Origin of the sequence: Micromonospora sp. NPDC000316, from assembly GCF_042898885.1 — a bacterium.
Lineage (GTDB): Bacteria > Actinomycetota > Actinomycetes > Mycobacteriales > Micromonosporaceae > Micromonospora.
This window is the reverse complement of the sequence record NZ_JBIAZG010000018.1, coordinates 58,086-81,654: the sequence shown is the minus strand read 5'-3', so window position 1 is coordinate 81,654 and position 23,569 is coordinate 58,086. Positions and strand designations below refer to the sequence as shown.

At 70.9% G+C, this 23,569-nt stretch carries 15 protein-coding genes and 1 pseudogene; 8 read left to right on the top strand and 8 right to left on the bottom strand.

Going from position 1 to position 23,569, the window contains the following annotated elements:
* Positions 1-95 precede the first annotated feature (95 nt).
* Positions 96-1,115 (top strand): annotated as a pseudogene (locus tag ACFY2Q_RS26085) (arginase family protein); the annotation flags it as partial.
* Positions 1,116-1,951: 836 nt separating this feature from the next.
* On the opposite strand, the gene ACFY2Q_RS26080 reads toward ACFY2Q_RS26085, so the two are convergent.
* Positions 1,952-3,919 carry a penicillin-binding transpeptidase domain-containing protein gene (locus ACFY2Q_RS26080; protein WP_387134525.1) on the bottom strand — a complete coding sequence of 656 codons (1,968 nt, stop codon included), beginning with the start codon at positions 3,917-3,919 and terminating at the stop codon, positions 1,952-1,954.
* Positions 3,920-4,205: 286 nt separating this feature from the next.
* Here ACFY2Q_RS26080 and ACFY2Q_RS26075 point away from each other — a divergent pair, with 286 nt between their 5' ends.
* Entirely contained in the window at positions 4,206-9,284 is a 5,079-nt protein-coding gene (locus ACFY2Q_RS26075) for an NAD-glutamate dehydrogenase (RefSeq protein WP_387134523.1), read from the top strand.
* A 70-nt stretch (positions 9,285-9,354) separates the two neighbouring features.
* Here the strand turns inward: ACFY2Q_RS26075 and ACFY2Q_RS26070 are convergent, their stop codons facing one another.
* Both ACFY2Q_RS26070 and ACFY2Q_RS26065 read right to left on the bottom strand, forming a co-directional pair.
* Positions 9,355-10,059, bottom strand: coding sequence for a class F sortase (locus ACFY2Q_RS26070; protein WP_387134521.1), 705 nt, complete (start codon positions 10,057-10,059; stop codon positions 9,355-9,357).
* 1 nt (position 10,060) lies between these two features.
* Positions 10,061-11,161, bottom strand: a complete 1,101-nt coding sequence (locus ACFY2Q_RS26065; protein ID WP_387134518.1) for a hypothetical protein — start codon at positions 11,159-11,161, stop codon at positions 10,061-10,063.
* 596 nt (positions 11,162-11,757) lie between these two features.
* Between ACFY2Q_RS26065 and ACFY2Q_RS26060 the strand changes: the two genes are divergently transcribed.
* A complete protein-coding gene (locus tag ACFY2Q_RS26060) occupies positions 11,758-13,560 on the top strand; it encodes a glycoside hydrolase family 6 protein (RefSeq protein WP_387134516.1) in 1,803 nt (600 codons plus the stop codon).
* Positions 13,561-13,684: 124 nt separating this feature from the next.
* On the opposite strand, the gene ACFY2Q_RS26055 is transcribed toward ACFY2Q_RS26060, so the two are convergent.
* The 5 genes from ACFY2Q_RS26055 to ACFY2Q_RS26035 all read right to left on the bottom strand — a co-directional run bounded on the left by ACFY2Q_RS26055 (position 13,685) and on the right by ACFY2Q_RS26035 (position 18,066).
* Positions 13,685-14,071, bottom strand: coding sequence for a hypothetical protein (locus ACFY2Q_RS26055; RefSeq protein ID WP_387134514.1), 387 nt, complete (start codon positions 14,069-14,071; stop codon positions 13,685-13,687).
* A 95-nt stretch (positions 14,072-14,166) separates the two neighbouring features.
* Positions 14,167-14,475 (bottom strand): hypothetical protein, encoded by a 309-nt coding sequence (locus ACFY2Q_RS26050; RefSeq protein WP_387134512.1) that lies wholly within the window; start codon positions 14,473-14,475, stop codon positions 14,167-14,169.
* A 15-nt stretch (positions 14,476-14,490) separates the two neighbouring features.
* On the bottom strand, positions 14,491-16,149 hold the full coding sequence (locus tag ACFY2Q_RS26045; protein WP_387134509.1) for a sodium:solute symporter family protein: 1,659 nt from the start codon (positions 16,147-16,149) through the stop codon (positions 14,491-14,493).
* A 214-nt stretch (positions 16,150-16,363) separates the two neighbouring features.
* A complete protein-coding gene (locus tag ACFY2Q_RS26040) occupies positions 16,364-17,458 on the bottom strand; it encodes a hypothetical protein (protein WP_387134506.1) in 1,095 nt (364 codons plus the stop codon).
* Positions 17,459-17,469: 11 nt separating this feature from the next.
* Positions 17,470-18,066, bottom strand: a complete 597-nt coding sequence (locus tag ACFY2Q_RS26035; RefSeq protein ID WP_387134504.1) for a hypothetical protein — start codon at positions 18,064-18,066, stop codon at positions 17,470-17,472.
* A 408-nt stretch (positions 18,067-18,474) separates the two neighbouring features.
* Between ACFY2Q_RS26035 and ACFY2Q_RS26030 the strand changes: the two genes are divergently transcribed.
* The 5 genes from ACFY2Q_RS26030 (at position 18,475) to ACFY2Q_RS26010 (ending at position 23,482) form a co-directional block, all read left to right on the top strand.
* Positions 18,475-20,928 carry a nitrate- and nitrite sensing domain-containing protein gene (locus ACFY2Q_RS26030; protein ID WP_387134502.1) on the top strand — a complete coding sequence of 818 codons (2,454 nt, stop codon included), beginning with the start codon at positions 18,475-18,477 and terminating at the stop codon, positions 20,926-20,928.
* Positions 20,928-21,350, top strand: coding sequence for a roadblock/LC7 domain-containing protein (locus ACFY2Q_RS26025; RefSeq protein ID WP_387134499.1), 423 nt, complete (start codon positions 20,928-20,930; stop codon positions 21,348-21,350). The genes ACFY2Q_RS26030 and ACFY2Q_RS26025 overlap by 1 nt, the downstream gene beginning before the upstream one ends.
* Positions 21,337-21,726 (top strand): DUF742 domain-containing protein, encoded by a 390-nt coding sequence (locus tag ACFY2Q_RS26020; RefSeq protein ID WP_387134497.1) that lies wholly within the window; start codon positions 21,337-21,339, stop codon positions 21,724-21,726. The genes ACFY2Q_RS26025 and ACFY2Q_RS26020 overlap by 14 nt, the downstream gene beginning before the upstream one ends.
* The gene (locus tag ACFY2Q_RS26015) at positions 21,707-22,309 is read left to right on the top strand and encodes an ATP/GTP-binding protein (protein WP_387134494.1); all 603 of its coding nucleotides are present in this window, start codon (positions 21,707-21,709) and stop codon (positions 22,307-22,309) included. The genes ACFY2Q_RS26020 and ACFY2Q_RS26015 overlap by 20 nt, the downstream gene beginning before the upstream one ends.
* Before the next feature lie 135 nt (positions 22,310-22,444).
* Positions 22,445-23,482, top strand: coding sequence for a lactonase family protein (locus tag ACFY2Q_RS26010; RefSeq protein ID WP_387134492.1), 1,038 nt, complete (start codon positions 22,445-22,447; stop codon positions 23,480-23,482).
* Positions 23,483-23,569 lie beyond the last annotated feature (87 nt).

Sequence of the window (23,569 nt, the reverse complement as noted above, 5' to 3'; positions counted from 1 at the left end):
CGACGTTGAGTTCACGCACGGTTTCGAGTACGTAGCACGCCAGTGCGGGCCGGCGATCCGCCGGCCCGCCCGACCACTGGGGACGGGAGCTCACGATGCGCCGGATCGCCGTCCTCGACGCGCCGACAAACCTCGGCCTGCGTCCGCCGACGCCCACCTCCGTCCCGGGCTGCGCCAAGGCGCCCGGCGCGCTGCGCGACCACGACCTGCTGGCCCGGCTGCGGGCTCGCGACGCCGGCTGCATCACCCCAGCTCGGTACGACCCCGGTGACTGGCGACCCGGCGACGGTGTGTGCCACGCCCGGGAGATCGCCGACTACTCGCTGGCCCTCGCCGAGCGGATCGGCTCGATCATCGACCGGGGCGAGTTCCCTGTCGTGCTGGGCGGCGACTGCTCGGTGCTGCTCGGCTCCGCGCTCGCCATGCACCGTCTCGGTGAGGCAGTCGGTGGCCGCATCGGGCTGGTATTCGTGGATGGGCACTCCGACTTCCGGCACCCCGGCAACGCCTCCTACGTCGGTGCGGCGGCCGGCGAGGACCTGGCGCTGGTCACCGGGCGCGGGCAGGCCGACCTCGCCGCGCTGGAGGGCCGCCGACCCTACTTCCGCGACATCGACGTGGTGGTGCTCGGCATCCGGGCGCAGGACGAATACCGGCTCGACCTCCAGGCCGCGGGCATCATCACCCGGCCGGTGCCGGCACTGCGGGCCGAGGGCGCCGCCCGGACGGCACAGTGGGCACACGAGCAGCTCGCCGACTGCGCGGGCTACTGGGTGCACATCGACGTCGACGTGCTCGACCCTGCGGTGATGCCCGCCGTGGACGCACCGGACCCGGGCGGGATCGCCTTCGCCGAGTTGGAGATCCTTCTCGCCGGCCTGGTCGACACCCCACACTGCCTCGGCGTCGAGCTGACCGTCTTCGACCCTGACTACGACCCGGACGGGTCGTACGCCGCCGAGATCGTCAACACGGTGGTCGCCGGGCTCACCCCGGTCACCGCCCCGGAGGCGCTGCCACCCCGGCTGCTGTCCGCCCGGCCGACCCCCACTCCCCGGCGTACCAAGACCCGCGCGGCAGACCTCGACGCCCGCTCCGACCGTGCGGGTGTCTCAGATCGTGCGGGTCTCGCGGATCGTGCGGGTCTCTCGGATCGTGCGGACCGGTCGGAGCGCTCGGATCGTGCGGGTCTTGCCGATGCGGTCTCTGCTGATGCGGGCCTGGGCGGAGCGAGCGTCAGCGGTGTCGGCGCTGCTGATGCGGCGTTCGCTGGTCCAGGTTCCGGAGCTGCCGATTCCGTCCACGTCGAGCCCTTCGGCGTCGAACCCGCCGGCGTCGAGTCCTCCGGTGCTGGCTCTGCTCTCGGCGGGTCCTTCGGTGTTGAGCCGGCCGGGTCCGCTGGCGGCGAGCATGTTGCTGCTGCGTCCGCCGGGCGCGTCGGGGCCGATTCCTTCAGGGCTGCGCCCGCTGGTGCTACCGGCGCTGAGCCGTTAGGTGCTGGGCCTGCCGACACCGGGTCTTCTGACGCCCAGCCGCCTGTGGCCGAGGTGCCGGGCGGTGTCCCGGTTCCGGTCCAGGCGGAGCCGTTCGGTACGCGGGGTGCGACCCGGTGGGAGCCGTCAGGTGTCGTGTCCAGCGACCCGGCCGGCACTCCGGCTTCAACGGAGCGGGAACCTGTCGGCCCGCCCGCGTCGGCTGGTCCCGGGCTGCTGCGGAGGCCCTCGCCGGCCGAGCAAAACCACACGAACCGCCGCGAATCCGGCACTGCCTGACCTGTTGCCGGTCGGCACGGGCGGTTGATCGACTCGAGTTCCTGGTAATCGCGGTGTCCCACTAGCTCGGATACCGCGATTACCAAGAAATCGAGTCGATCATCGGCGGAGCTGCCTGGCCGCGCCCAGTGGGGGAGCCGCCGCCACCAGCACCCTGGCCGCCGGGGGCGCTGCGGTCCTCAGGTGGCGGGCAGGGCGCGGAGGAAACGCTCGGCGATCGGGACGGCCGAGGAGGTGCTGGCGCCGCCCTTCTCCACGAAGACGGCGAACGCGACATCTCCCCGCCAGCCGACAAACCAGGCGTGGGTGTTGGCGGGGTTGTTGTCGTACTCGGCGGTGCCGGTCTTGCCGTACACCTCGCCACCCGGCACGTCCTTGAGGGCGCTGCCGGTGCCGGCCGTGACCACCTCGCGCATCATCGTGCGCAGTGCCTCGACCGATTCCGGCTTGAGCTGCTCGCCGGCCGGGGCCGGTTTGGCAGGCGCCGGATCGAGCAGGAGTTTCGGCTGCTCGAACCGGCCCCGGGCGACGGCGGCGGTGGCGCTTGCCATGGCCAGCGGGCTGACAAGCGTGGTGCCCTGACCGAACGAGGCGGCGGCCTGCTCGGCCAGGCTGCCACCGCTCGACACCTTGCCGGTGAAAACGTCCGCGCCGAGGTCCCACTGTGCTTCCAGGCCCAGCGAGCGGCCGGCGGCGGCCAGGCCGTCGCCGCCGAGCTTCGGGGCCAGCGAGGCGAACGCCGTGTTGCAGGACTTGGCGAAGTCGGTACGGAACGGCACCGAGCCCAGCTCGAAGTTGTCGGAATTCTTGAAGGACCGGCCGTCGACGGTGAAGGTCTTCGGGCAGGCCACCGGCCCGTCCAGGGTGACCGCGCCCCGGTCCAGCAGGCCCAGCGTGCTGACCACCTTGAACGTGGAGCCCGGCGGCACCTGGGCGGTGAAGGCCAGGTTCTCCCCGGCCGGCCCGGGACCGTTCGCGGCGGCGAGCACCGCACCGTCACTGATCCGCACGGCCACCAGGGCGGCCCGCCGTGACTCGGCGCGCAGCGCACCGTCGGCCGCGTTCTGGGCGGGCACGTCCAGGGTGGTCTTCAGCGCCTGGCCGGGCTGCGGCTCCCGGCGGAACAGTTCGGTGCCGGTGGGTGCCAGCTTGCCGTCCTCGGCGGGCCGCTCGACCAGAACGGTCAGCCCGGGGGTGCCGCGCAACCGCTCGTCGTAGCGGCCCTGCAGACCGCCGTGCCCCACCAGGTCACCGAGGACGTACCGGTCGGGGTGCGCGGCGAGGTCATCGGCCTGCGCGGGGTCGACCGAACCGAGCAGCGCGCGGGCGAACTCCCGGGTCGGCGCCAGGTCGACCTTGTCGGACTGGAACTTGGTGCCGGGCAGGTCGTAGATCCGGGGCTTGATCTGCCGGTACGCCTCCTCGCGCAGGGTCACCACCTCGACGAAGGCGCCCGGCTCGGCCTTGGCCACCCGGCCGGGCAGATCGGCCAGGTCGACGGCGGGGACCAGGGCCGGACGGATCGCCTTGAAGGCCGCGTCGAGATCCTTGACCAGCTTCTTGACGTCGGTGACCTCGCTCGGCTGCACACCCACCCGGACCACCGGGCGGGGTGCCACGATCGGCTGCCCGGCCGCATCCAGCAGCCCGGCGCGGGGGCCGGTGTCGCGGCGCAACCCCAACCGGTCACCCTTGGTGAGCTGCTCGTGCAGCACCCGGGGCTCCCACATCACCTGCCACTGGTCGTCGTCGCCCTGGGTGAGCCGCAGCTCCCGGTCGTACGCCCAGCGGGTGCCGCCGGGCAGGTCCCACTCCACCCGGATCGGCACGGTGGCGACGTCGGTGGTGATCTTCGGGTCGCCACGGCGGGTCAGCGTGGGCGGGGTCGCCGCCAGCTCGCCGGAGAGCTCCTTGATCTCGCGGGTCACCTCGGCCGCCGGCAGCTTGGCGCCGACCGTGTCGACCACCCCGACGGCCCGCAGGTCGCCGCTGCGCCAGCCGGCGAAGAAGGCGTCGACGCTGCGCTGCGGCCCGTCGTCGGCAGAGCAGGCTGCCAGGGCACCGGCGGTGAGCAGGGTCGCGGTGAGCGCGGCGGCGGCCCGGCGGGCACGATTCGGCAGGTGCGGCCGGGGGTAGGACAGGGTCATGGAGCGGGTCCTTCCGGTCTCGGGCTGCCCTGCACGGTAGTACGCGAACGGTGTCCGAGACATCCCGTATGACGTCCGACGTGCGGAAAGACGGAGCGCGCCGATGTGATGAACATCGCGGGGCGGGGTATCCCGCAACCGGCCAACCTCGGACCCGCAACGGGTGAAAGGACAGAGTCCCGATCCGACGTCCGGCCAGTGGTCCGCCGATGATCGAATAAAGCGGCAGGCCTAGGCTGGGCGGCAGAGTGACCCACAACGCGGTGGGTCGAGGGGAGTGGCACCGATGGACCGGCGTCCGGCGATCAAATCGGAACCCGACCTCCGGCAGGATGACTCCGGCCGGGACGACAGCTTCGATTCGGCTACCGACGGGGACGGCTACGGCCGGCTCGACACGGGAGTCACCGGGCTGACCGGGTCGAGTATCGACACCATCTACGATCTGGGCCTGCCGCCCGAGGCGTTGGCCGACGATGCGGAGGACGCCGAGCTCGACGAGCCGGTCCCCAACGCGGAGCGTCTGGTGGCCCAGGCTGTCGCGCTCGCCGGGGACGACCACGACGCGGCGACCCTTGTCGGCCGCTTCTGGCGGTTCGCCCCGGACGAGGAGCTTGTCGGCCTCACGGCGGAGGAAATGCTGGACGCGGCCCGGGCGCACCGGGACCTCGCCCAGCAGCGGGTCCCCGGTGAGTTGAAGCTGCGGATCCACGAGCCGCACGCCGACCAGCACCACACTGTCGTCGAGATCGTCACCGACGACATGCCCTTCCTTGTCGACTCGGTGACCGCGCTGCTCAACTCGTACCACCTGGACGTGCACCTGCTGGTGCACCCGCTTGTGGTGGTCCGGCGCGAGCCGCTGGGTCGCCTCACCGAGGTCTGCGCGGACGTGGAGCCGGACGACGCGATCTCCGGCGACATCGTCGAGAGCTGGATGCGGGTCGAGATCGACCCGGTGCGCGACGCCGACGAGCGGGGCCGGCTGCGTCGTGAGCTGCAACGGGTGCTCACCGACGTGCGGGAGGCCGTGGAGGACTGGCCGAAGATGCGTCAGCGGGCCCTCGCGTTCGCCGACGAGCTGGCCTCGGCCCGTACCTCCGACAACCGTCCGCCGGTGCCGGAGAAGGACATCACCGACTCGGTGGAGCTGCTGCGCTGGCTCGCCCACGACCACTTCACATTCCTCGGTTACCGCGAGTACCGACTGGTGGACGTGCCCGGCGCGAACGGCTCGGATCCGGTCGACGGCAAGGCCCTGGAGGCGGTGCTCGGCACCGGCCTGGGCATCCTGCGCTCGGATTCACCGGAGGCCCGGTCGCTGGCGTCGATGACGCCCGAGGCGCACGAGAAGGTGCTGGAGAAGCGCCTGCTCATCATCACCAAGGCCAACTCGCGGGCCACCGTGCACCGCTCGGCGTACCTGGACTACATCGGCTTCAAGATCTTCAACGAGGCGGGCGAGGTCATCGGTGAAAGGCGCTTCCTGGGGCTGTTCTCCACCGCCGCGTACCGGACCAGCGTCCAGGAGCTGCCTGTGGTGCGCCGTAAGGTCGCCGAGGTGCTGGACCGCTCCGGCCTGAGCCACCGCAGCCACTCCGGCAAGGACCTGCTCCAGATCCTGGAGACGTACCCGCGCGACGAGCTGTTCCAGATCAAGACCGACGACCTGTACCACGCGGTGGTCGGCGTGCTGCGGATGGCGGGCCGCCGGCAGCTGCGGGTGTTCCTGCGCCGGGACGCGTACGGGCGGTTCATCTCCTGCCTGATCTATCTGCCGCGGGACCGGTTCACCACGCAGAACCGGCTGCGTATGCAGGACATCCTGCTGCGCGAGCTGAACGGCGTCGGGGTTGACTACACGACACGGGTCACCGAGTCGATGCTGGCCCGGGTGCACTTCATCGTCCGCACCGACCCGACCCGGCCGCCCGGTGACATCGACGCCGACCTGCTGGCCGAGGAGTTGGCCGACGCGACCCGGCTCTGGGACGACGACTACCGGCTGGTGCTGGAACGCAAGCTCGGCGACGAGCAGGCCAAGCACCTGTTCACCAGGTACGCCGACGCGTTCCCGGAGGGCTACAAGGACGGGCACACGCCGTACGAGGCGATGAAGGACCTGGCGAAGCTGGAGCTGCTGGAGGAGCCCGGCCAGCTGGAGATGCACCTGTTCCGCAAGCAGCTCCCGCCCCGGCCGGGCACCCGGGTGCCCGGTGCGGACCTGGCCGAGACGATGGACGTCCGGTTCAAGGTCTACCGGTACGGCGAGCCGATGATGCTCTCCGCCGTGCTGCCGGTGCTGCACTCGCTCGGCGTACGCGTGGTCGACGAGCACCCGTACGAGGTGGACCGGATCGACGGTCGGGTCTACCTGTACGACTTCGGCCTCATGCTGCCCGAGGGCCACCACGAGCTGGCCGAGGTGCGCCCGCACGTGGAGAACGCGTTCGCGGCGGCCTGGCGTGGCGAGGCCGAGGTGGACCGGTTCAACGAGCTGGTGCTGCGCGGCGGGCTGACCTGGCGACAGGTGGTGGTGCTGCGGGCGTACGCGAAGTATCTGCGGCAGGCCGGCACGGTCTTCTCGCAGGACTACATGGAGCAGACCTTCATCGCGTACCCGAAGATCGCCGCGCTGTTGGTGGAGCTGTTCGAGACCCGGTTCGCGCCGGGTGAGCAGAGCACCGAGCAGCGTCAGCAGCGCAGTGGTGAGCTGATGGAGACGATCCGGGCCGCCCTGGACGACGTGGCGAGCCTCGACCAGGATCGGATCCTGCGCTCGTACCTGACGCTTATCGAGGCGACCCTGCGGACGAGCTTCTACCAGAAGCCGGCCGGCGGGCGGCCGAAGGCGTACGTGGCGTTCAAGCTGGACCCGCAGGCCATTCCCGACCTGCCGGCGCCGCGGCCGAAGTTCGAGATCTTCGTCTACTCGCCCCGGTTCGAGGGTGTGCACCTGCGGTTCGGGCCGGTGGCCCGGGGCGGGTTGCGCTGGTCCGACCGTCGGGAGGACTTCCGCACCGAGGTGCTCGGCCTGGTCAAGGCGCAGATGGTGAAGAACACGGTGATCGTGCCGGTGGGCGCCAAGGGCGGCTTCGTGTTGAAGCAGAAGCCGGGCGACCGGGACGAGGCGGTCGCCTGCTACCAGGAGTTCGTCGGCGCGATGCTCGACGTCACCGACAACATCGTCTCCGGGCAGATCGTGCCGCCCGAGGACGTGGTCCGGCACGACGCCGACGACCCGTACCTGGTGGTCGCGGCGGACAAGGGCACGGCGACGTTCTCCGACATCGCCAACGAGATCTCCAAGGCTCACAACTTCTGGATGGGCGACGCGTTCGCCTCCGGCGGTTCGGCAGGCTACGACCACAAGAAGATGGGCATCACCGCCCGGGGCGCCTGGGAGTCGGTCAAGCGGCACTTCCGGGAGCTGGGCCACGACACCCAGACCCAGGACTTCACAGTGGTCGGCGTCGGCGACATGTCAGGCGACGTCTTCGGCAACGGCATGCTGCTGTCCCAGCACATCCGGCTGGTGGCCGCCTTCGACCACAGGCACATCTTCCTCGACCCGGACCCGGACGCGGCCACCTCGTACGCGGAACGTCGGCGGCTGTTCGAGCTGCCCCGGTCCTCGTGGGAGGACTACAACCCGGAGCTGATCTCGGCCGGCGGCGGCATCTTCCCGCGTACCGCGAAGTCCATCCCGATCACGCCGCAGGTCCGGGCGGCGATCGGCCTGGACGACGACGTGTCGCAACTGTCGCCGCAGGAGCTGATGAAGGCGATCGTCACCGCGCCGGTGGACCTGTTCTGGAACGGCGGCATCGGCACGTACGTCAAGGCGTCCAGCCAGACGAACGCCGAGGTGGGCGACAAGTCCAACGACGCGATCCGTGTGGACGGGCGTAGCCTGCGCTGCCGGGTGGCGGGCGAGGGCGGCAACCTGGGCTGGACCCAGCTCGGCCGCATCGAGTACGCGTTGACCGGTGGCCGGATCTACACCGACTTCATCGACAACGCGGCAGGGGTGGACACCTCCGACCACGAGGTGAACATCAAGATCCTGCTGAACACGGCGGTCGCCGACGGCGAGTTGACCACCGCCGAGCGGGACGAGCTGTTGGCGGGGATGACCGACGAGGTCGCCAAGCTGGTGCTGCGGGACAACTACGACCAGGCTCGGGCGATCAACAACGCCCAGGCCCAGGCGGCCTCGCTGCTCCCGGTGCACCGCCGGATGCTCAACGAGCTGGAGCGCTCCGGCGCGCTGGACCGGGCGCTGGAGGCGCTGCCGCCGGACGAGGAGTTGGCGGTACGCAGTGAGTCCGGGCTGACCGCGCCCGAGTTCGCGGTGCTGTTGGCGTACGTGAAGATCGTCCTGGAGCGGGAGATCCTCGCCGACGGGCTGGCCGACGAGGAGTGGACGACCGACGTACTCGTCAACTACTTCCCGACGCCTATGCGCGAGCGGTTCGCCGACCGGATGGGCCGGCACCGGCTGCGCCGGGAGATCGTCACGACGGTGCTGGTCAACGAGTCGATCAACCGGGGCGGCATCTCGTTCGTCTTCCGGGTTGTCGAGGAGACCGCGGCAAGCGCCGCCGACGTGATCCGCGCGTACGTGGTCGTCCGTGAGGTGTTCGGGCTGCGTGAGCTGTGGGACGCGGTGGAGGCGCTGGACAACAAGATCTCCCCGGAGTTGCAGACGAGCGTCTACCTGGACACTCGCCGGTTGCTCGACCGCGCGGTCCGATGGCTTGTCACCAACCGTCGGTCGCCGATCGACGTGCCGACCGAGATCGCCCGGCTGCGCGACGGGGTGGCCCGGCTGCTGCCCGGGCTGGAGGATCTGTTCTACGGCAGCGAACGGCAGGCCATAGCAGCGCACATCGACTCGACGTCCGGGCGTGGGCTGCCCCGTGAGCTGGCGGAGCAGGCGACCCGGCTGATGTACAGCTTCGGCCTGCTGGACGTGGTGGAGACCGCTACCCGCACCGGGCGGGACGTGGGCGAGGTGGCATCGGTCTACTTCGTGCTCTCCGACCTGTTCCGGGTGGACTCGCTGCTGTCGAAGATCTCCCTGCTGCCGCGCGAGGACCGCTGGCAGACGCTGGCCCGGATGGCGCTGCGCTACGACCTGTACGCCGCGCTGGCCGCGCTCACCGCGGAGGTGCTCGACTCCACCCCGGACGAGTTGCCGCCGCACGAGCGGGTGCACCAGTGGGAGCAGTCGAACGCCACCCCGATCCATCGGGCCCGCAGGGCGATGGGCGAGTTCGACGAGTCGCGGGCGGATCTCGCCGCCCTGTCCGTGCTGCTGCGCCAGATCCGCACCCTGGTGCGGACCTCCGCCGCCGCCTGAGTCGGTACGCCGGACGCGGTCCGGCCGGTCGGGTCACCCCGACCGGCCGGACCGTTTTCGTACGCCCCTGTCACTCCACAAGGGTGGCGAAGGCGACCACGTTGTCCGGGTAGCTCCGGACGGTCTCGTCGAACTGACCGCCGCAGGTGACCACCCGCAGGCCGGGCCTGTCGCTCGGCCCGTACACGAGTTCGGTGGGGAAGGACGTCTTCGGGTACGACTTCACCGAGTCGACCCGGAAGGTGGCGGGCTTTCCATCCGCCCGCTGGACGGTGATCGTGTCGCCCGGGACGAGGGAACCGAGGTCGAAGAAGACGGCCGGGCCGAGCGCAGCCGAGTCCACGTGACCGACGATTACCGCGTTACCGGTCTCGCCGGGGCTCGCGCCCGGTTCGTACCAGCCGGCCTTGTCGGCCTGTTCCAACGGGGGGACCTGGACGGTGCCGTCCGGGTTGGTGCCGAGCGACATGATCGTCGCGTTGACGCCGATCCGGGGGATCTCGATGCTCGTCGGGGCGGAGCGGTCCAACCCGACCGGAGCGGCCCCTCGCGCGGCCTCTCCGTCGTCGAGCCGCGCGGCGTCGGTGCCGCTGACCGCCGGTCCGCTGACCTCGGGGCCGGCCTGGGCCAGCGGCTGCGGAGGGCGTGGAGCGGGCGTGGTCTTCAGCGCCGCGCCGATCATGCCGGCACCGACCATTGCCAAGGTGACGACGACGGCCGCGCCGGCGGCACGCCACGGTCTCCCGTGACGGCCGCCGGCCCGTCCCGTCGTCACGTCAGACGAGGGAACCATCGGTCCGCCGACGACGCATCAGAACGATCCCGCCCAGCGCGGCAGCGCCGAGCAGGCTCGCGCCACCGGTGGCCAGGCCCCGGTCGGTGCCGGTGCTGGCGCCACCGTCACCACCGTCGACCCCGCCGTGCGGGAGCACGACGAGTTCACCTTCGCCGCACGAACCCTTGAGCTCGTAGCGACCCGGCTTGGCGTCCTTGTCGACAGTGGCTTCGCCGTAGTACACGAACTCGCGCTCGCGCTCCCAGCCGTCCTTGCCGTGGTCGTCGCCCTTGGAGTCCCAGCCCTTGTCCGAGCCGTACTCGTCGGAGCCGTACTCCTCGCTGCCCTTGGAGTCCCAGCCCTTGTCGGAGCCGTACTCGTCGGAGCCGTACTCCTCGCTGCCCTTGGAGTCCCAGCCCTTGTCCGAGCCGTACTCCTCGGAGCCCTTGGAGTCCCACTCCTTCTTGCCTTCGTCCTTGGACTCCCAGTCCTTCTTGCCCTCGTCCTTGGAGCCCCAGTCCTTGTCGCGGCCGTTCTCCGCGTCCTGGCCGTGCTCCTCGCCCTTCCAGTCCTTGCTGTCCTTGCCACCCTCGTCGCCGTAGGCGTCGGCGGCGCCGCCGCCCTGGCCACCGGGCTGGGCGTCGTCAGCGGGAGGCTGCGGCTTGTCCTTGCCGTCCTCACCCTTGCCCTCGTGGTCCTTGCCCTTGTCGTCCTTGCCCTTGTCGTCCTTGCCCTTGTCGTCCTTGCCCTTGTCGTCCTTGCCGTGCTCGTCCTTGTTCTGGTCTTCGTGGCCGTAGGAGTCGTCCTCCTTGTTCCACTCGCCCCGGTCGTCGCCCCGGTCGTCCTTCACCGGCTTGAGGTTGACCTTGCCGGTGACCTTGGACCAGACGAAGGCGTGCTCCTGCCGGTCCGGGCAGATCTCCAGGAGCTTGACCTCTTCACCCGCCTTCACGACGTGCGGCTTGGCAAGGACCTTGCCATCGCGGTCCATGCCGCCGTCGTGGTGCCCGTCGGCGAACGCGATCCCGGGCGCGAACACCAGGAGCGATGCGCCGCCGAGCGCGGCGCCCGCAACGACCTTCCCGAGCATCTTCTTAGCCATGACCTGCGTCACTCCATCCCTCTTGTCCTGAGCCCGACGACAGTCGAGCTAAGACCGACGTTAGACCGTTTCATGACCTATGAAATGAAAGATTCGCGTTTTGACCTTTACTGCCGGTAAGGAGCAAAGGAGTGGTACGCCACCTTCTCGGCGTGCAGCGCCGGGGACACCGGCTTACGGCTCGATCACGGCGTTGCGCGCTCGGGATGCCCGCCCCGCAGCGTTACGGTCGGTAACGGTGGTGCCGTCTCGCTCGTGCCGCTCGGGGCCGCTCGGGGGTATCGTCCGAGTCGCAGGGCCTGCTCATGCATCGAGCCATTGCCATGGAAGCGCTCCCATGTAAGAATCGGCGCACGCGGTTTCGGGGAGCCACACCGCACAGGCAGGGCGTCGAGGGCATCCGGCTTCGCCGGACGACATCCAGCCGCAATGGGACCGGCCTCGCGCCGGGCCGATCACCACCACCACAGCCCGTCCGGGTCGGGCACCCCCCAAGAATCCCGTGGCGCCGGCGGCCGTCCCTTCCAGGGCGTCCCACCGGGCCGTCCCACGCCGGGCCGTACGCGAGCCCGGTCTCGCCCAAGGAGATCTGTGGCATGAATATGTGGAGAAGGCTGTCCGGCCCACGCCGGACCTTCGCGCTAGCAGGCGCGGGTGTCCTGGTCGCCGGAGGGTTGGTGACGATCCCCGTCACCGCGGCGCAGGCGGCGACGCAGTGCGAGATCGCCTACTCGACGAACGACTGGCCCGGTGGCTTCACCGCCAACATCACCATCAAGAACCTCGGCGACCCGGTCAACGGCTGGACGCTGGGCTGGACCTTCCCCAACTCCAGCCAGCGGGTGCAGCAGGGCTGGTCGGCCGAGTACGCGCAGTCCGGCAGCCAGGTCACCGCACGCAGCCTGTCCTACAACGGGAGCCTCGCCAGCGGCGCGTCGACGAGCATCGGATTCAACGGCGCGTGGAGCGGCAGCAACCCGAAGCCGACGTCGTTCACCCTCAACGGCGTGGTCTGCAACGGCGGTGGCCCGACCACCCCGCCGCCCACCACCACGCCCCCGCCGACCAGCCCGCCGCCCACCACGCCCCCGCCGACCACGCCGCCGGCGACCACGCCGCCGCCCACCACGCCGCCGCCCGGAACCAAGGTGGACAACCCGTACGTCGGTGTGCCCGGGTATGTGAACCCGGAGTGGAAGGCCAAGGCGGACGCCGAGCCGGGCGGAAGCCGGGTTTCCAACAACCCCACCGCTGTGTGGCTGGACCGGATCGCCGCCATCAACGGCACGCCGGACAGCAGCTCCAACGGCGCGTTCGGGGTGCGTGAGCACCTGGACGAGGCGCTGCGTCAGGGCGCCGGTTACATCCAGTTCGTGATCTACAACCTGCCCGGCCGGGACTGCTCCGCACTCGCCTCCAACGGCGAGCTGGGCCCGAACGAGCTGCCCAGGTACAAGGCCGAGTACATCGACCCGATCGCCGCGATCCAGGGCGAGTCGAAGTACCGGAACCTGCGGATCATCAACGTCATCGAGATCGACTCGCTGCCGAACCTGGTCACCAACACCTCCGGCCAGCCCGGTGGCACTGTCATGTGTGACACGGTCAAGGCCAACGGCGCGTACGTCAACGGCGTCGGCTACGCCCTGGCGACGCTGGGCGCGATCGGCAACGTCTACAACTACATCGACGCCGGCCACCACGGCTGGCTCGGCTGGGACACCAACTTCGGCCCGACCGCCGACATCCTGAAGACCGCCGCGGTCGCCTCCGGCAGCACTGTCAACAACGTGCACGGGTTCATCGTCAACACGGCGAACTACTCGGCGCTTCGTGAGCCGTACTTCAAGGTCACCGACAACGTGAACGGCCAGACGGTGCGGCAGTCGAAGTGGGTGGACTGGAACTACTACGTCGACGAGCTGTCCTTCGCGCAGGCGTTCCGCGACAAGCTGGTCTCGATCGGCTTCAACTCCGGCATCGGCATGCTCATCGACACGTCCCGCAACGGCTGGGGCGGCTCGGCGCGGCCCACCGGGCCGGGCGCGACGACAAGCGTCGACACGTACGTCAACGGCGGCCGGATCGACCGCCGGGCTCACCTCGGCAACTGGTGCAACCAGGCCGGTGCCGGTCTCGGCGAGCGCCCGCGGGCCAACCCGGAGCCGGGCATCGACGCCTACGTCTGGGTGAAGCCCCCGGGTGAGTCGGACGGCTCCAGCAAGGAGATCCCGAACAACGAGGGCAAGGGCTTCGACCGGATGTGCGACCCGACGTACGGCGGTAACGCCCGCAACGGCAACAACCCGTCCGGTGCACTGGCGGACGCGCCGATCTCCGGTGCGTGGTTCTCCGCCCAGTTCCAGGAGCTCATGCGCAACGCGTACCCGGCGCTCTGATCGGGTAGCGCACGCACCGAACCGCCGCCGGCAGTAGGTGAGGCACTGCTTGCGGCAGGTTCCCCCCGGGTCCCCGGTCCGACCGTCACGGTCGGGCCGGGGACCCACCCTTGTCATCCCTCGGTCAGGGCACAGTGCGCTCGATCGCTGCCCGGCCCTGCTCGGCGAGGTCACGCTGGGCCTTGGCGAGGTTCTCCGGTGTGAGGTCCTGCCCGCGGGCCATCACCAGGTCCTCCGGTTCCCAGGGCTGCTCCGCCCCGGTGCGGATGTTGTCTCCGCCCGCGCCGGTGCCCGTCCCGGTCGCGCCGGTGCCGGCGGCGTACGGATCGCCGATCAACTCCTCGGTGCCCGGCGCGAGATCATCCGGTCGGCCCCGAGGCTCGGCGAAACCCGGGGTGTCGCGGTCCGGGCCGCCCCCGGTCCGCAGTTGCGGGACGGTGCTGTCGTCGTCCACCGCAGCGGCCGTTTGCGGGCTCTCTTCCAGCGGCGGTCGGCGGTCGCGATCGGTCATGGTGCTGCCTCCTGGGTCCGACACGTTGCCTGATCCCTCGCGTACCCCGTGTCGGGGAGCCCATGCGCGGCGTCGGCGCCGCCCAGCCCACCGCGTCAGCTGTCGGGCTGCTGCTCGTTCGGGCTCGGCGCCTCCGCCGGGCGCAGCCACTGCCAGAGCAGCATGACCAGGCCGAAGGCGAGCATCGCCAGCCCGGCCCAGAGGTTGATCCGGACACCCTGGGCCTTGTCGATCTCCGCCGGGCTGTCGAAGACGCCGATAAGCGTCACGATGATCCCGTACGCCACGAAGAGGCCACCGATCACCCGGCGGATGTCGAACAGCCGGGCGGCGGCCGAACGCCGCTGCTCCTCCTGCGCCTCGTCGATCAGCGGGTCCTGTGCCGGCTGGCCCTGGTCGTCCATCTGCGGACCCCTTTCCTAGAAGACCGGGATGTAGAAGAGGGCGGCCAACACGACCGCGATCACACCGAGCAACACGGGGGAGCGGTACCAGACGGCGTCCCCGGCGAGCACGTCGCCCTTGAGGTCGATGCCGCCCATGCCGTAGACCAGCCCGCGCAAATCCTCGTCGCGCTTGGGCGCGGTGAGCGGGGTGAGGACCACGGCGACAACTGCCACGGTCACGAACGCGATGCCGGCACCCCAGAAACTCTCCTCCAGGTCGGAGTTGAAGTCGATCACGCCGCCCTTGTAGAGCAGGTACGTCGCCAGCGACGCCAGCGTGCCCAACAGCAGCGACCAGAACCCGGCCAGCGCGCTCATCCGCTTCCAGAACATGCCGATGATGAACGTGGCGAACAGCGGCGCGTTGAAGAGCGAGAAGAGCGCCTGGATGTAGTTCATGATGTTGCTGAACCCGGCCGCGATGAACGCCGTCCCGATGCCGACCACCACGGCGGCGACTGTCGCCCACCTGCCGACCCGCAGGTAGTACTCGTCCGAGCGGTCGCGCCGGACGTACGCCTGCCAGATGTCGTAGGTGAAGACCGCGTTGAAGCCGCTCACGTTCGCCGCCATGCCGGCCATGAACGAGGCGAGCAGGCCGGTGACCGCCACCCCCAGCACGCCGTTGGGCAGCAGGTCGCGCATCAGCAGCGGGATCGCGTTGTTGTACTGCAGGTCGCCGCTCTCCGCGCCGAGCCCCTTCACCGTCACCAGGGCCACCAGGCCGGGAATCACCGTGACGAGCGGAATGAACAACTTCGGGTACGCGGCGATGATCGGCGTACGCCGGGCGGCGCTCATGTTCTTCGCCGACAGCGCCCGCTGCACCTCGGCGAAGTTCGTCGTCCAGTAGCCGAACGACAACACGAAGCCGAGGCCGAAGACGATGCCGATCCACTGCGCGCCGAGCGGGTTGGCGGTGGTCGCGGTGTCCTGCCACGTGTGCAGGCCGGCCTCACCGAGCTTGGAGTCGCGTACCGCGTCCATCAGCCCGCTCACCCCACCGACCTTGACCAGGCCGAGCACGGTGATCGGGATGAGGCCGGCCAGGATGACGAAGAACTGGAGCACCTCGTTGTAGATCGCCCCGGACAGGCCGCCGATGGTGATGTACGCCAGCACGATGGCCGCGCCGACCACGATCGCGGTCCAGAGCGGCCAGCCGAGCAGCGCCTGCATGACAAGCGCCAGCGCGTACAGGTTCACCCCGGCGATGAGCACCTGGGCGACGGCGAAGCTGAGCGCGTTCAGCAGGTGGGTCGGGCGGTTGAAGCGCAGCCGCAGGTACTCCGGAACGCTGCGGACCTTCGACCCGTAGTAGAAGGGCATCATCACGATGCCCAGAAAGACCATCGCCGGCACCGCGCCGATCCAGTAGTAGTGCAGCGTCATCGCGCCGTACTGGGCGCCGTTCGCGGCCATCCCGATGATCTCCAGGGCGCCGAGGTTCGCCGAGACGAACGCGAGCCCGGTGACCCAGGCCGGCAGGGACCGGCCGGACAGGAAGAAGTCGACACTGGTCCGGATCGCCCGCCGGGCGGCGAAGCCGACCCCGAGGACAGTCACGAAATACAACGCCAGGATGAGGTAGTCCAGGCCGTTCATGTTGAGCCGGAGACCGCCGCCGCCCATAGCCGCACCTCTCGTCCCGCAGTCCGCACCGCCGAGCGCGGCCCCTATTACCCAGGACGCGTGGTTTCACACCTCGACGACGTGTTCGACATCTTCGGATTCGTCCGGGCGGTATCGGCCCCGTCGGGCGACGGTGGGGCAGGACGTACGGGAGCGCCCCGGCCGGTGTCGGCCGGGGCGCCCGGTTGTTCGCTCAGCGATTTGGCACGCGTACTCAACGACCCAGCACGCGGTCCAGGAAGTCCCGGTAGTTGCGGACCGCCATGCGGAGCTGCTCGGTGTCCGTCGAGCCGGCGTCCTGCCATCCGCCCAGCTTGGTCTTCTGCGCCGCCAGCGCCGAGGAGAGCGCCTGGATGGCCTCCTCCACAAGCGACTGCGCCTCGCCGGCCGCCGAGTGCGGGTCGTCCACGAACCGCAGCTGCACGTCCCGCCAGCGGTCCCGGAATCCCTGGGCCGTGTCCGCTTCGAGGAGCGTCGCCGGTTCGTCGGCCACCGTCGACCCGGCGGGCCGCGACATGCCGGCCGACTCCAACGAACCTGTGGTGCCACCGACGACGGGCACCGCGTCCGCGTCCGGGTCGACCATCTCCGGTGTCGCGCTGCCGTAGCCGGCCGCGCCGGCCGCCGTCGCGTCCGGATCCCCGGCCCAGTCGGTCAGGTCACCGCGCCGCTCGGCGGCACCGTCAGTGCTCCCCGCCGGTACGACGGTCCGGTTCGATCCGTCGGCGTCCCCGTCGGCGTCCCGGTCGGCGGCGTCCCAGTCGGCTTGCGGGTCGGCCTCCGGGTCGGTGTCCCGGCGGTGCAGTTCGGCGGTGGGGTCGGCGGTCAGACCCACCCGCTCGCCGTCCTCGGCGCCGTCGCCGGGCTCGGCGGTCCGCTCGGCCCGCGGGTCGGGCTGGTCCTGCGGACGTGGGCTGGCCAGCGCGGACGCCGCCACCGCGTCCCCCACAGTCGTCGCGCCGAACGCGGTAGGCAGGGGCCCGGGCTCGTGGAAGCCGCCCTCGTCGTCACGGGCGTCCGTCGGGTCGGTGCCGCGGTCGTCCGCCCGGTGGCGTCGGTCGGCGGCCGTCTCGTCGTCGCTGTCGTAGAGGCCCTGGTCGGAGTCGGCGGTCGGGTCGTGGTCGTCGGTCCGGTCGTGGTCGGGGGTCGGGTCGTCGAAGGTGCCCCGGTCGTCCAGGGCATCCTCGGGTACGTCCGAGTGGGCGTCCCGATCGGTGCGGTCGTCCCGGTCGCCGGTCGGCGGCACCGGTACCGGCGCGGACCGGACGGCCTCCGGGTGGTCGTTGCTCACCTGCTCGTCCTGGCGCATGGATGGCCTCCTCAGCGGCTCGTGGCGTCGTGCGGAGTGTCCGGGTGGTGCTGCTCGGGTGCGTGCTGGCCGACCGGCTCTTCGCCGAGCAGATCGGCGAAGAGAGCCCGGTAGTGCACGACCGCCTGGCGCAGTTCTTCGGTGCTGGCCTCGCCCCGGGAGTTGCGCAGGTGGATCTCGTGCGCGTCCCGGTAGTTGGTGAGCGTGCGGGCGTGTTCGACGGAGAGATGGGCGATCTGGTCGGAGAAGTCCCCAGTCGGGTAGCCCTGCTCCTCGATGAGTCGGGTGACGAGTTCGTCCGCGTCGCCAACGGTCTCGCCGGGCGAGTCGATGAAGCGGATCTGAAGCTCTTCCCAGGCTGCTGCGTAGTGGGCCCGCGACTCCGGGCTGAGTGGGGTGAGCGTGAGTTCGGCGTGCCGGCGTTCCCGATCGCGCAGTTCGCGCTCGGCGGCGGACCGGCTGTCCTGCTCCTGGACCATGCGGTCGTACTCCGGCCCGAACCGGCTCTGCAGTTGGCGGCGGCGGCTTACCGACCGGGCGGCCACGGCCAGTGCTGCGACGATCACCAGCACGACGATGACGATGACGATTATCTGCGTGGACGACATGGGCTCCTCCTTCGCTACCTGGTATTCCCTCCGCGTACTGATCGCCAATCCCGATCCGAGGCACTTTCCGCGCCGATCCGTGGCTGGCTTCGCCCAGCGGGGGTGTTTTCGGGCGTGGTGATGACGAAGGTCACCGGCCAGCCCTTCGGCCAAGACTTGACTCGTTCCAGGTTGTGCGAGATGGCGGGCTCTGAGAGGCCGGCCGGGGTCGCGTTCCGCAGCGTCGATGTCCGGATTCCGGAGCGTCGATGTCCGTGCGACGGGCGGTAGTGCAACGGCGCACGATTACGTATCCTGCCCAAGGCGCCCGCGCCGGTGCCCGACCTGGACGGTCGGGTGCGCACCCGGCGAGCGCGTTGCCCGGCGGTGCCGGCGCCCCTCCTGCCACCCCTTGACGGGCGAGGTCTGATGAGAACCCGCGACTGGCCGATCCGCTCGAAGCTGACCGCGTTGGTCGTCGCACCGGTGACCGCGCTGCTGGCGCTGTGGATATTCGCGACCACGCTCACCTTCGGCCCCGCCCTGGACCTGCTCTCCGCGCGTACCCTGCTCTACGACCTGGGCCGCCCCGGCGAGACGGTGGTCACGGAGCTGCAACGGGAACGCAGGTTGTCGGTGGTGCAGCTCGCCGGCACCACCGAGCTGCCCGCCCTCGCCGAGCAGCGGGAGCGCACCGACCGCGCGGTGGCCGAACTGCGCCGCCGGGCCAGCGGGGAGCAACTGCGCGACGCCGGCGACGACCTGCTCGACGCCCGCGTCGACCAGCTGCTGACCGCCCTGGCGGCGCTGCCCAGCGGCCGGGGCTTCATCGACGACCGCAAGCTGGACCGGGCCGGAGCCATCGGCCTCTACAGCGGCATGGTCTCGTCGGCCTTCCAGGCGTTCGCGGGAATGGCGAGCCTCAGCGATCCCGGCATCAACCGGCAGGCGCTGGCGCTCACCGCGCTGGGCCGCTCCCGGGAACTGCTCGGCCAGGCGGACGCCCTGCTGGCCGGCGCACTTGCCGCCGGCCGGTTCGCCGAGGGCGAGCACACCCAACTCGCGCAGGCCATCGGCAACCAGCGGTGGCTCGCCGAGAGCGCGGTCGCCGACCTGCCCGCGTCCGGCCGAATCGCGTACCAGCGGTTGACCGAGACCGAGGCGTTCACCCGGCTGCGCACCATGCAGGACGCGTTGCTCGTGGCCGACCGCACCGGCCGGCCACCTGTGGACGCGGCCAGTTGGCAGGCGAGCCACGACACGGTGCAGCAGCAGCTCCGCGACTTCGAGCTGGCCGAGGCCGACGGGCTCACCGACCGCTCGGTGCCGATGGCCGTCCGGATCCTGCTCCGGCTGGCCGCCGCCGGTCTGCTCGGGCTCGTCGCAGTGGTGGTCTCGGTGCTTGTGGCGGTGCGTGTCGGCCGCACGCTGGTCCGGCGCCTCAGTGGGGTCCGTACCGCAGCGCTTGAGCTGGCCGAGCACCGCCTGCCGGACGTGGTGACCCGGCTGCGCCGCGGCGAGCTTGTCGACGTCGCGCGGGAGGCGCCACCCCTGGAGTACGGCGACGACGAGATCGGCGAGGTCGGGCGGGCCTTCACCAAGGTGCAGCGCACCGCCGTCCAGGCCGCGGTGGACGAGGTCACCCTGCGCCGGGGCCTCAACGAGGTGTTCCTCAACATCGCCCGGCGCAGCCAGGGGCTGGTGCACCGGCAGCTGCACCTGCTGGACCGGATGGAGCGACGCGCCGATGACCCGGACGAGCTGGCCGAACTGTTCCAGGTCGACCATCTCGCCACCCGCCTCCGCCGGCACGCCGAGGACCTGGTCATCCTCGCCGGCTCCGCGCCGGGCCGGGGGTGGCGCAACCCGGTCGCGATGGTCGACCTGGTTCGCGGCGCGATCTCCGAGGTCGAGGCGTACGACCGGGTGGACATCACGGCCGTGCAGCCGGCCGGCGTGCTGGGCCGGGCGGTCGGCGACATCATCCACCTGCTCGCCGAGCTGATCGAGAACGCCACAGCCTTCTCGCCGCCGGACACCCGGGTCACCGTGACGGGGCAGCAGGTGGCAAACGGGTACGCCCTGGAGATCACCGACCAGGGGCTGGGGATGTCCGAGGCGGCACTGGAGAGCGCCAACACCCGGCTGGCCACGTCACCCGAGTTCGACCCGACCCAGAGCGCCCGACTCGGCCTGTTCGTGGTGGCCCGGCTGGCGGCCCGGCACGCGGTACGCGTACGGCTGCGCCCCGGCAGGGAGAGCGGGGTGACAGCCGTGGTGCTGGTCCCCGGCGACCTGGTGACCGCCGAGCCACCGGCCGGGCACGACCCCGCTGCTGCACCCGCCGCCTCGGGCGAGCGGCGACTGGCCCGGCCCGTCCGCCGGGCCACCGTGCCCCGGCCCAGCCGCAACCGCCCTCCGGCGGCACTGCCCGCCACCTCGGCGGCGGCACCAGAGCCCACGAGCGCGCTAGCCGTCGATGTGCCCGGCGCTGCCCGCCACCCCGGCGACGGTTCTGGTGCCGAGGTGACGCCGTCCTCGGACGAGACGGCGGACGACCTGGACGGTCTGCCCCGCCGGGTGCGACGGCGTACCCCCACCGCCGTACCCCGGTCGACGGCCACCGACGCGCCGACACCCCGGTCGCCGGAGGAGGTTCGCCGAATCATGGCGGCACTGCAGGCCGGCACCGCCCGTGGCCGGGCCACCGGCCTCCCCCCGACCTCGGCCGCCCCGCGAGGGGCTGCTGGTTCGGTTCCGCCCGTGACCTCGACTGCCGCGACCGTCCCGGCGAACCCTGCGGCCCCGGCGGCTCCTACCGACCGCGCCGGAGCGGACCGGGACACCACCGAACGTCCGACCGAGACTGAGAGGGACGCCTAGTGCGGCAAACGACGAAGCAGGGCGCCAGCCTCGACTGGTTGCTCGACGAGCTTGTGCAACGGGTGCCGGCCGCCCGGGAGGCGGTGGTGCTCTCCGCCGACGGGCTGCTGCTCGGCTCCTCGACCGAGCTGGATCGCTCCGACGCCGAGCACCTCTGCGCGCTCGCCGCCGGCTTCTCCAGCCTGGCCCGAGGCGCGAGCCGACACGTGGACGGTGGTCCGGTTCGGCAGACCGTGGTCGAGATGGAGTCGGCGTACCTCTTCGTCACCGCCGCCGGGCAGGGTGCCTGCCTGGCGGTCGTCAGCGACGCGGACGCGGACATCGGCCTTGTCGCATACGAGATGGCGATGCTTGTCATCCGCGTGGGGGAGACCCTCAGCGCGCCGGCCCGACCGTCGGCGGGTGCCGGTGACGCGGGCTGAACCGCCCGGGCCCCAGCACGAGTGGCTGGACGGCGACGCGGGCCCGGTCGTGCGCCCGTACACGCTCACCGGCGGCCGGGTACGCTCCGCCGTCGGTTTCGACCTGGTCGCGTTCGTGTTGGCCGGCGCGGACCTCGACCCGGCGGCCCACCCGCAGCTGCTCCCGGAGCATCGGCGGCTTGTCGCGCTCGCCAGTCGGCCCATCTCGGTGGCCGAGTTGGCCTCCGAGATGGACCTCGCGGTCGGGGTGATTCGGGTGCTGCTCGGTGATCTTCTCGCTCAGGGCCTGGTCGCGGTGCACGAGCCGCCGGCCGACGGCAATCCTCCCGACGACGACATCCTCAAGGCGGTGGTCAGTGGACTCCGTGCGCTATGACCATGCGGGCACTCGCACCACCATCCCGCTGGCACTGAAGATCCTCATCGCCGGGGGCTTCGGGGCCGGTAAGACGACGCTTGTGAGCGCGTTGAGCGAGGTCCGCCCGTTGCAGACCGAGGAGGTGCTGACCGGGGCCGGGATCGGCACCGACGACCTCTCCGGGGTGGAGAGCAAGTCGACCACCACTGTGGCGATGGACTTCGGCCGGATCACCATCAACGACGACCTGCAGGTCTATCTGTTCGGCACCCCGGGCCAGGACCGGTTCTGGTTCCTCTGGGACGAGCTGGCCTTCGGCGCGCTCGGCGCGGTGGTGCTCGCCGACACCCGGCGGTTGGCCGACTGCTTCCCGTCCATCGACTACTTCGAGCAGCGCGGCATCCCGTTCGTGGTGGGCGTGAACTGCTTCGACGACACCCGTCGGTTTGACCTGGAGACCGTACGCCGGGCGCTTGACCTGGATCCGGATGTGCCGATGGTGCTCTGCGACGCCCGGGACCGGCAGTCCGGCAAGCTGGTGTTGATCTCCCTGGTCGAGCACGTGGCACGCCAGCGTGGTGAGCCGGTGCCTGCCGCCTGACCGCTGCCGCCCGGGGTGGCGACATCGTCGCGAGCCCGCGCTGGGGGCAGACGATCGCCGGAAACCTGGTTAGCGGGCCGACATCGTGGGCAGCTCTGGTTGGATCAACCGAGGATGCCGGCAAAGGGGTGGGACGTGACTGGTCAGGGCGAGATCGTCCACATCGGGGGTTACACCGCGCACAGCGGTGGGCGGGGCAGCGGCATCGTCGCAGCCCTCCGGGACCCGGCCACCGGGGCGCTGACCCCGCTGGGCACCGCGGCGGTCACCGCGTCCCCCTCGTTCCTGGTGCGGCACCCCAGCGAGCCGGTGCTCTACGCGGTGAACGAGGTGACCGACGGGGCGATCAGCGCCTGGCGGGTCGGGCCCGACGGCGCGTTGGATCCGCTCGGCAGCCACTCGACAGGCGGTGCCGAGCCCTGCCACCTGGCGGTGCTACCCGACGGCGGGCACCTGGTCGCGGCGAACTACGGCGGTGGCAGCGTCGCGGTCTTCCCGCTCGACGCGCAGGGCGTGCCCGGCGAGCGCACCGACCTCGTGGTGCACGAGGGGCACGGTCCCGACCCGGAGCGCCAGGACCGGGCGCACACCCACATGGTTTCGCCGGGGCCGGGCCGAGGGCCGCTGCTCGCGGTGGATCTCGGGACCGACTCGGTCTACCGGTACGACCTGGACGGCGCCAGTGGGCGGTTGACGCCGCGGGGGCCACGGGTGCGGACCACGCCGGGCACCGGGCCGCGGCACCTGGCCCGTCACCCCGACGGACAGCGCTGCTATCTGGTCGGCGAGCTGGACGCCTCGGTCACCGCGTACGAGCTGACCGACGACGGGGCGCTGCACCAGCGCGGTCGGGTCGAGGCGAGCGAGCGGACCGGCCACGTCCAGCCGTCGGAGGTCGCGGTCGGCCCGGACGGCCGTTTCCTCTATGTCGCCAATCGTGGTGTGGGCACCATCGCGGTCTTCAATCTTGCCGGGGAGCCGCCCGAGCTGGTCGCCGAAGTGGACACCGGTGGTGAGTGGCCCCGGCACTTCGCGCTTGTCGGGGAGCATCTCTACGTCGCCGACGAGCGGGCGGACATGGTGCGGGTCTTCCGGCTGGACGCGAGCACAGGCATTCCGGCGCCGGTCGGCGAGCCCGTGGCGGTGCCGAGCCCGACATGCGTACTGCCGTGAGTCGATGTGTCGCCGAGCGAGATGTGAGAACGATGCTGGTTTGACAACGGCTCGGGGCGGCTTCGTCACTCTGTGTTGCTAAACGGT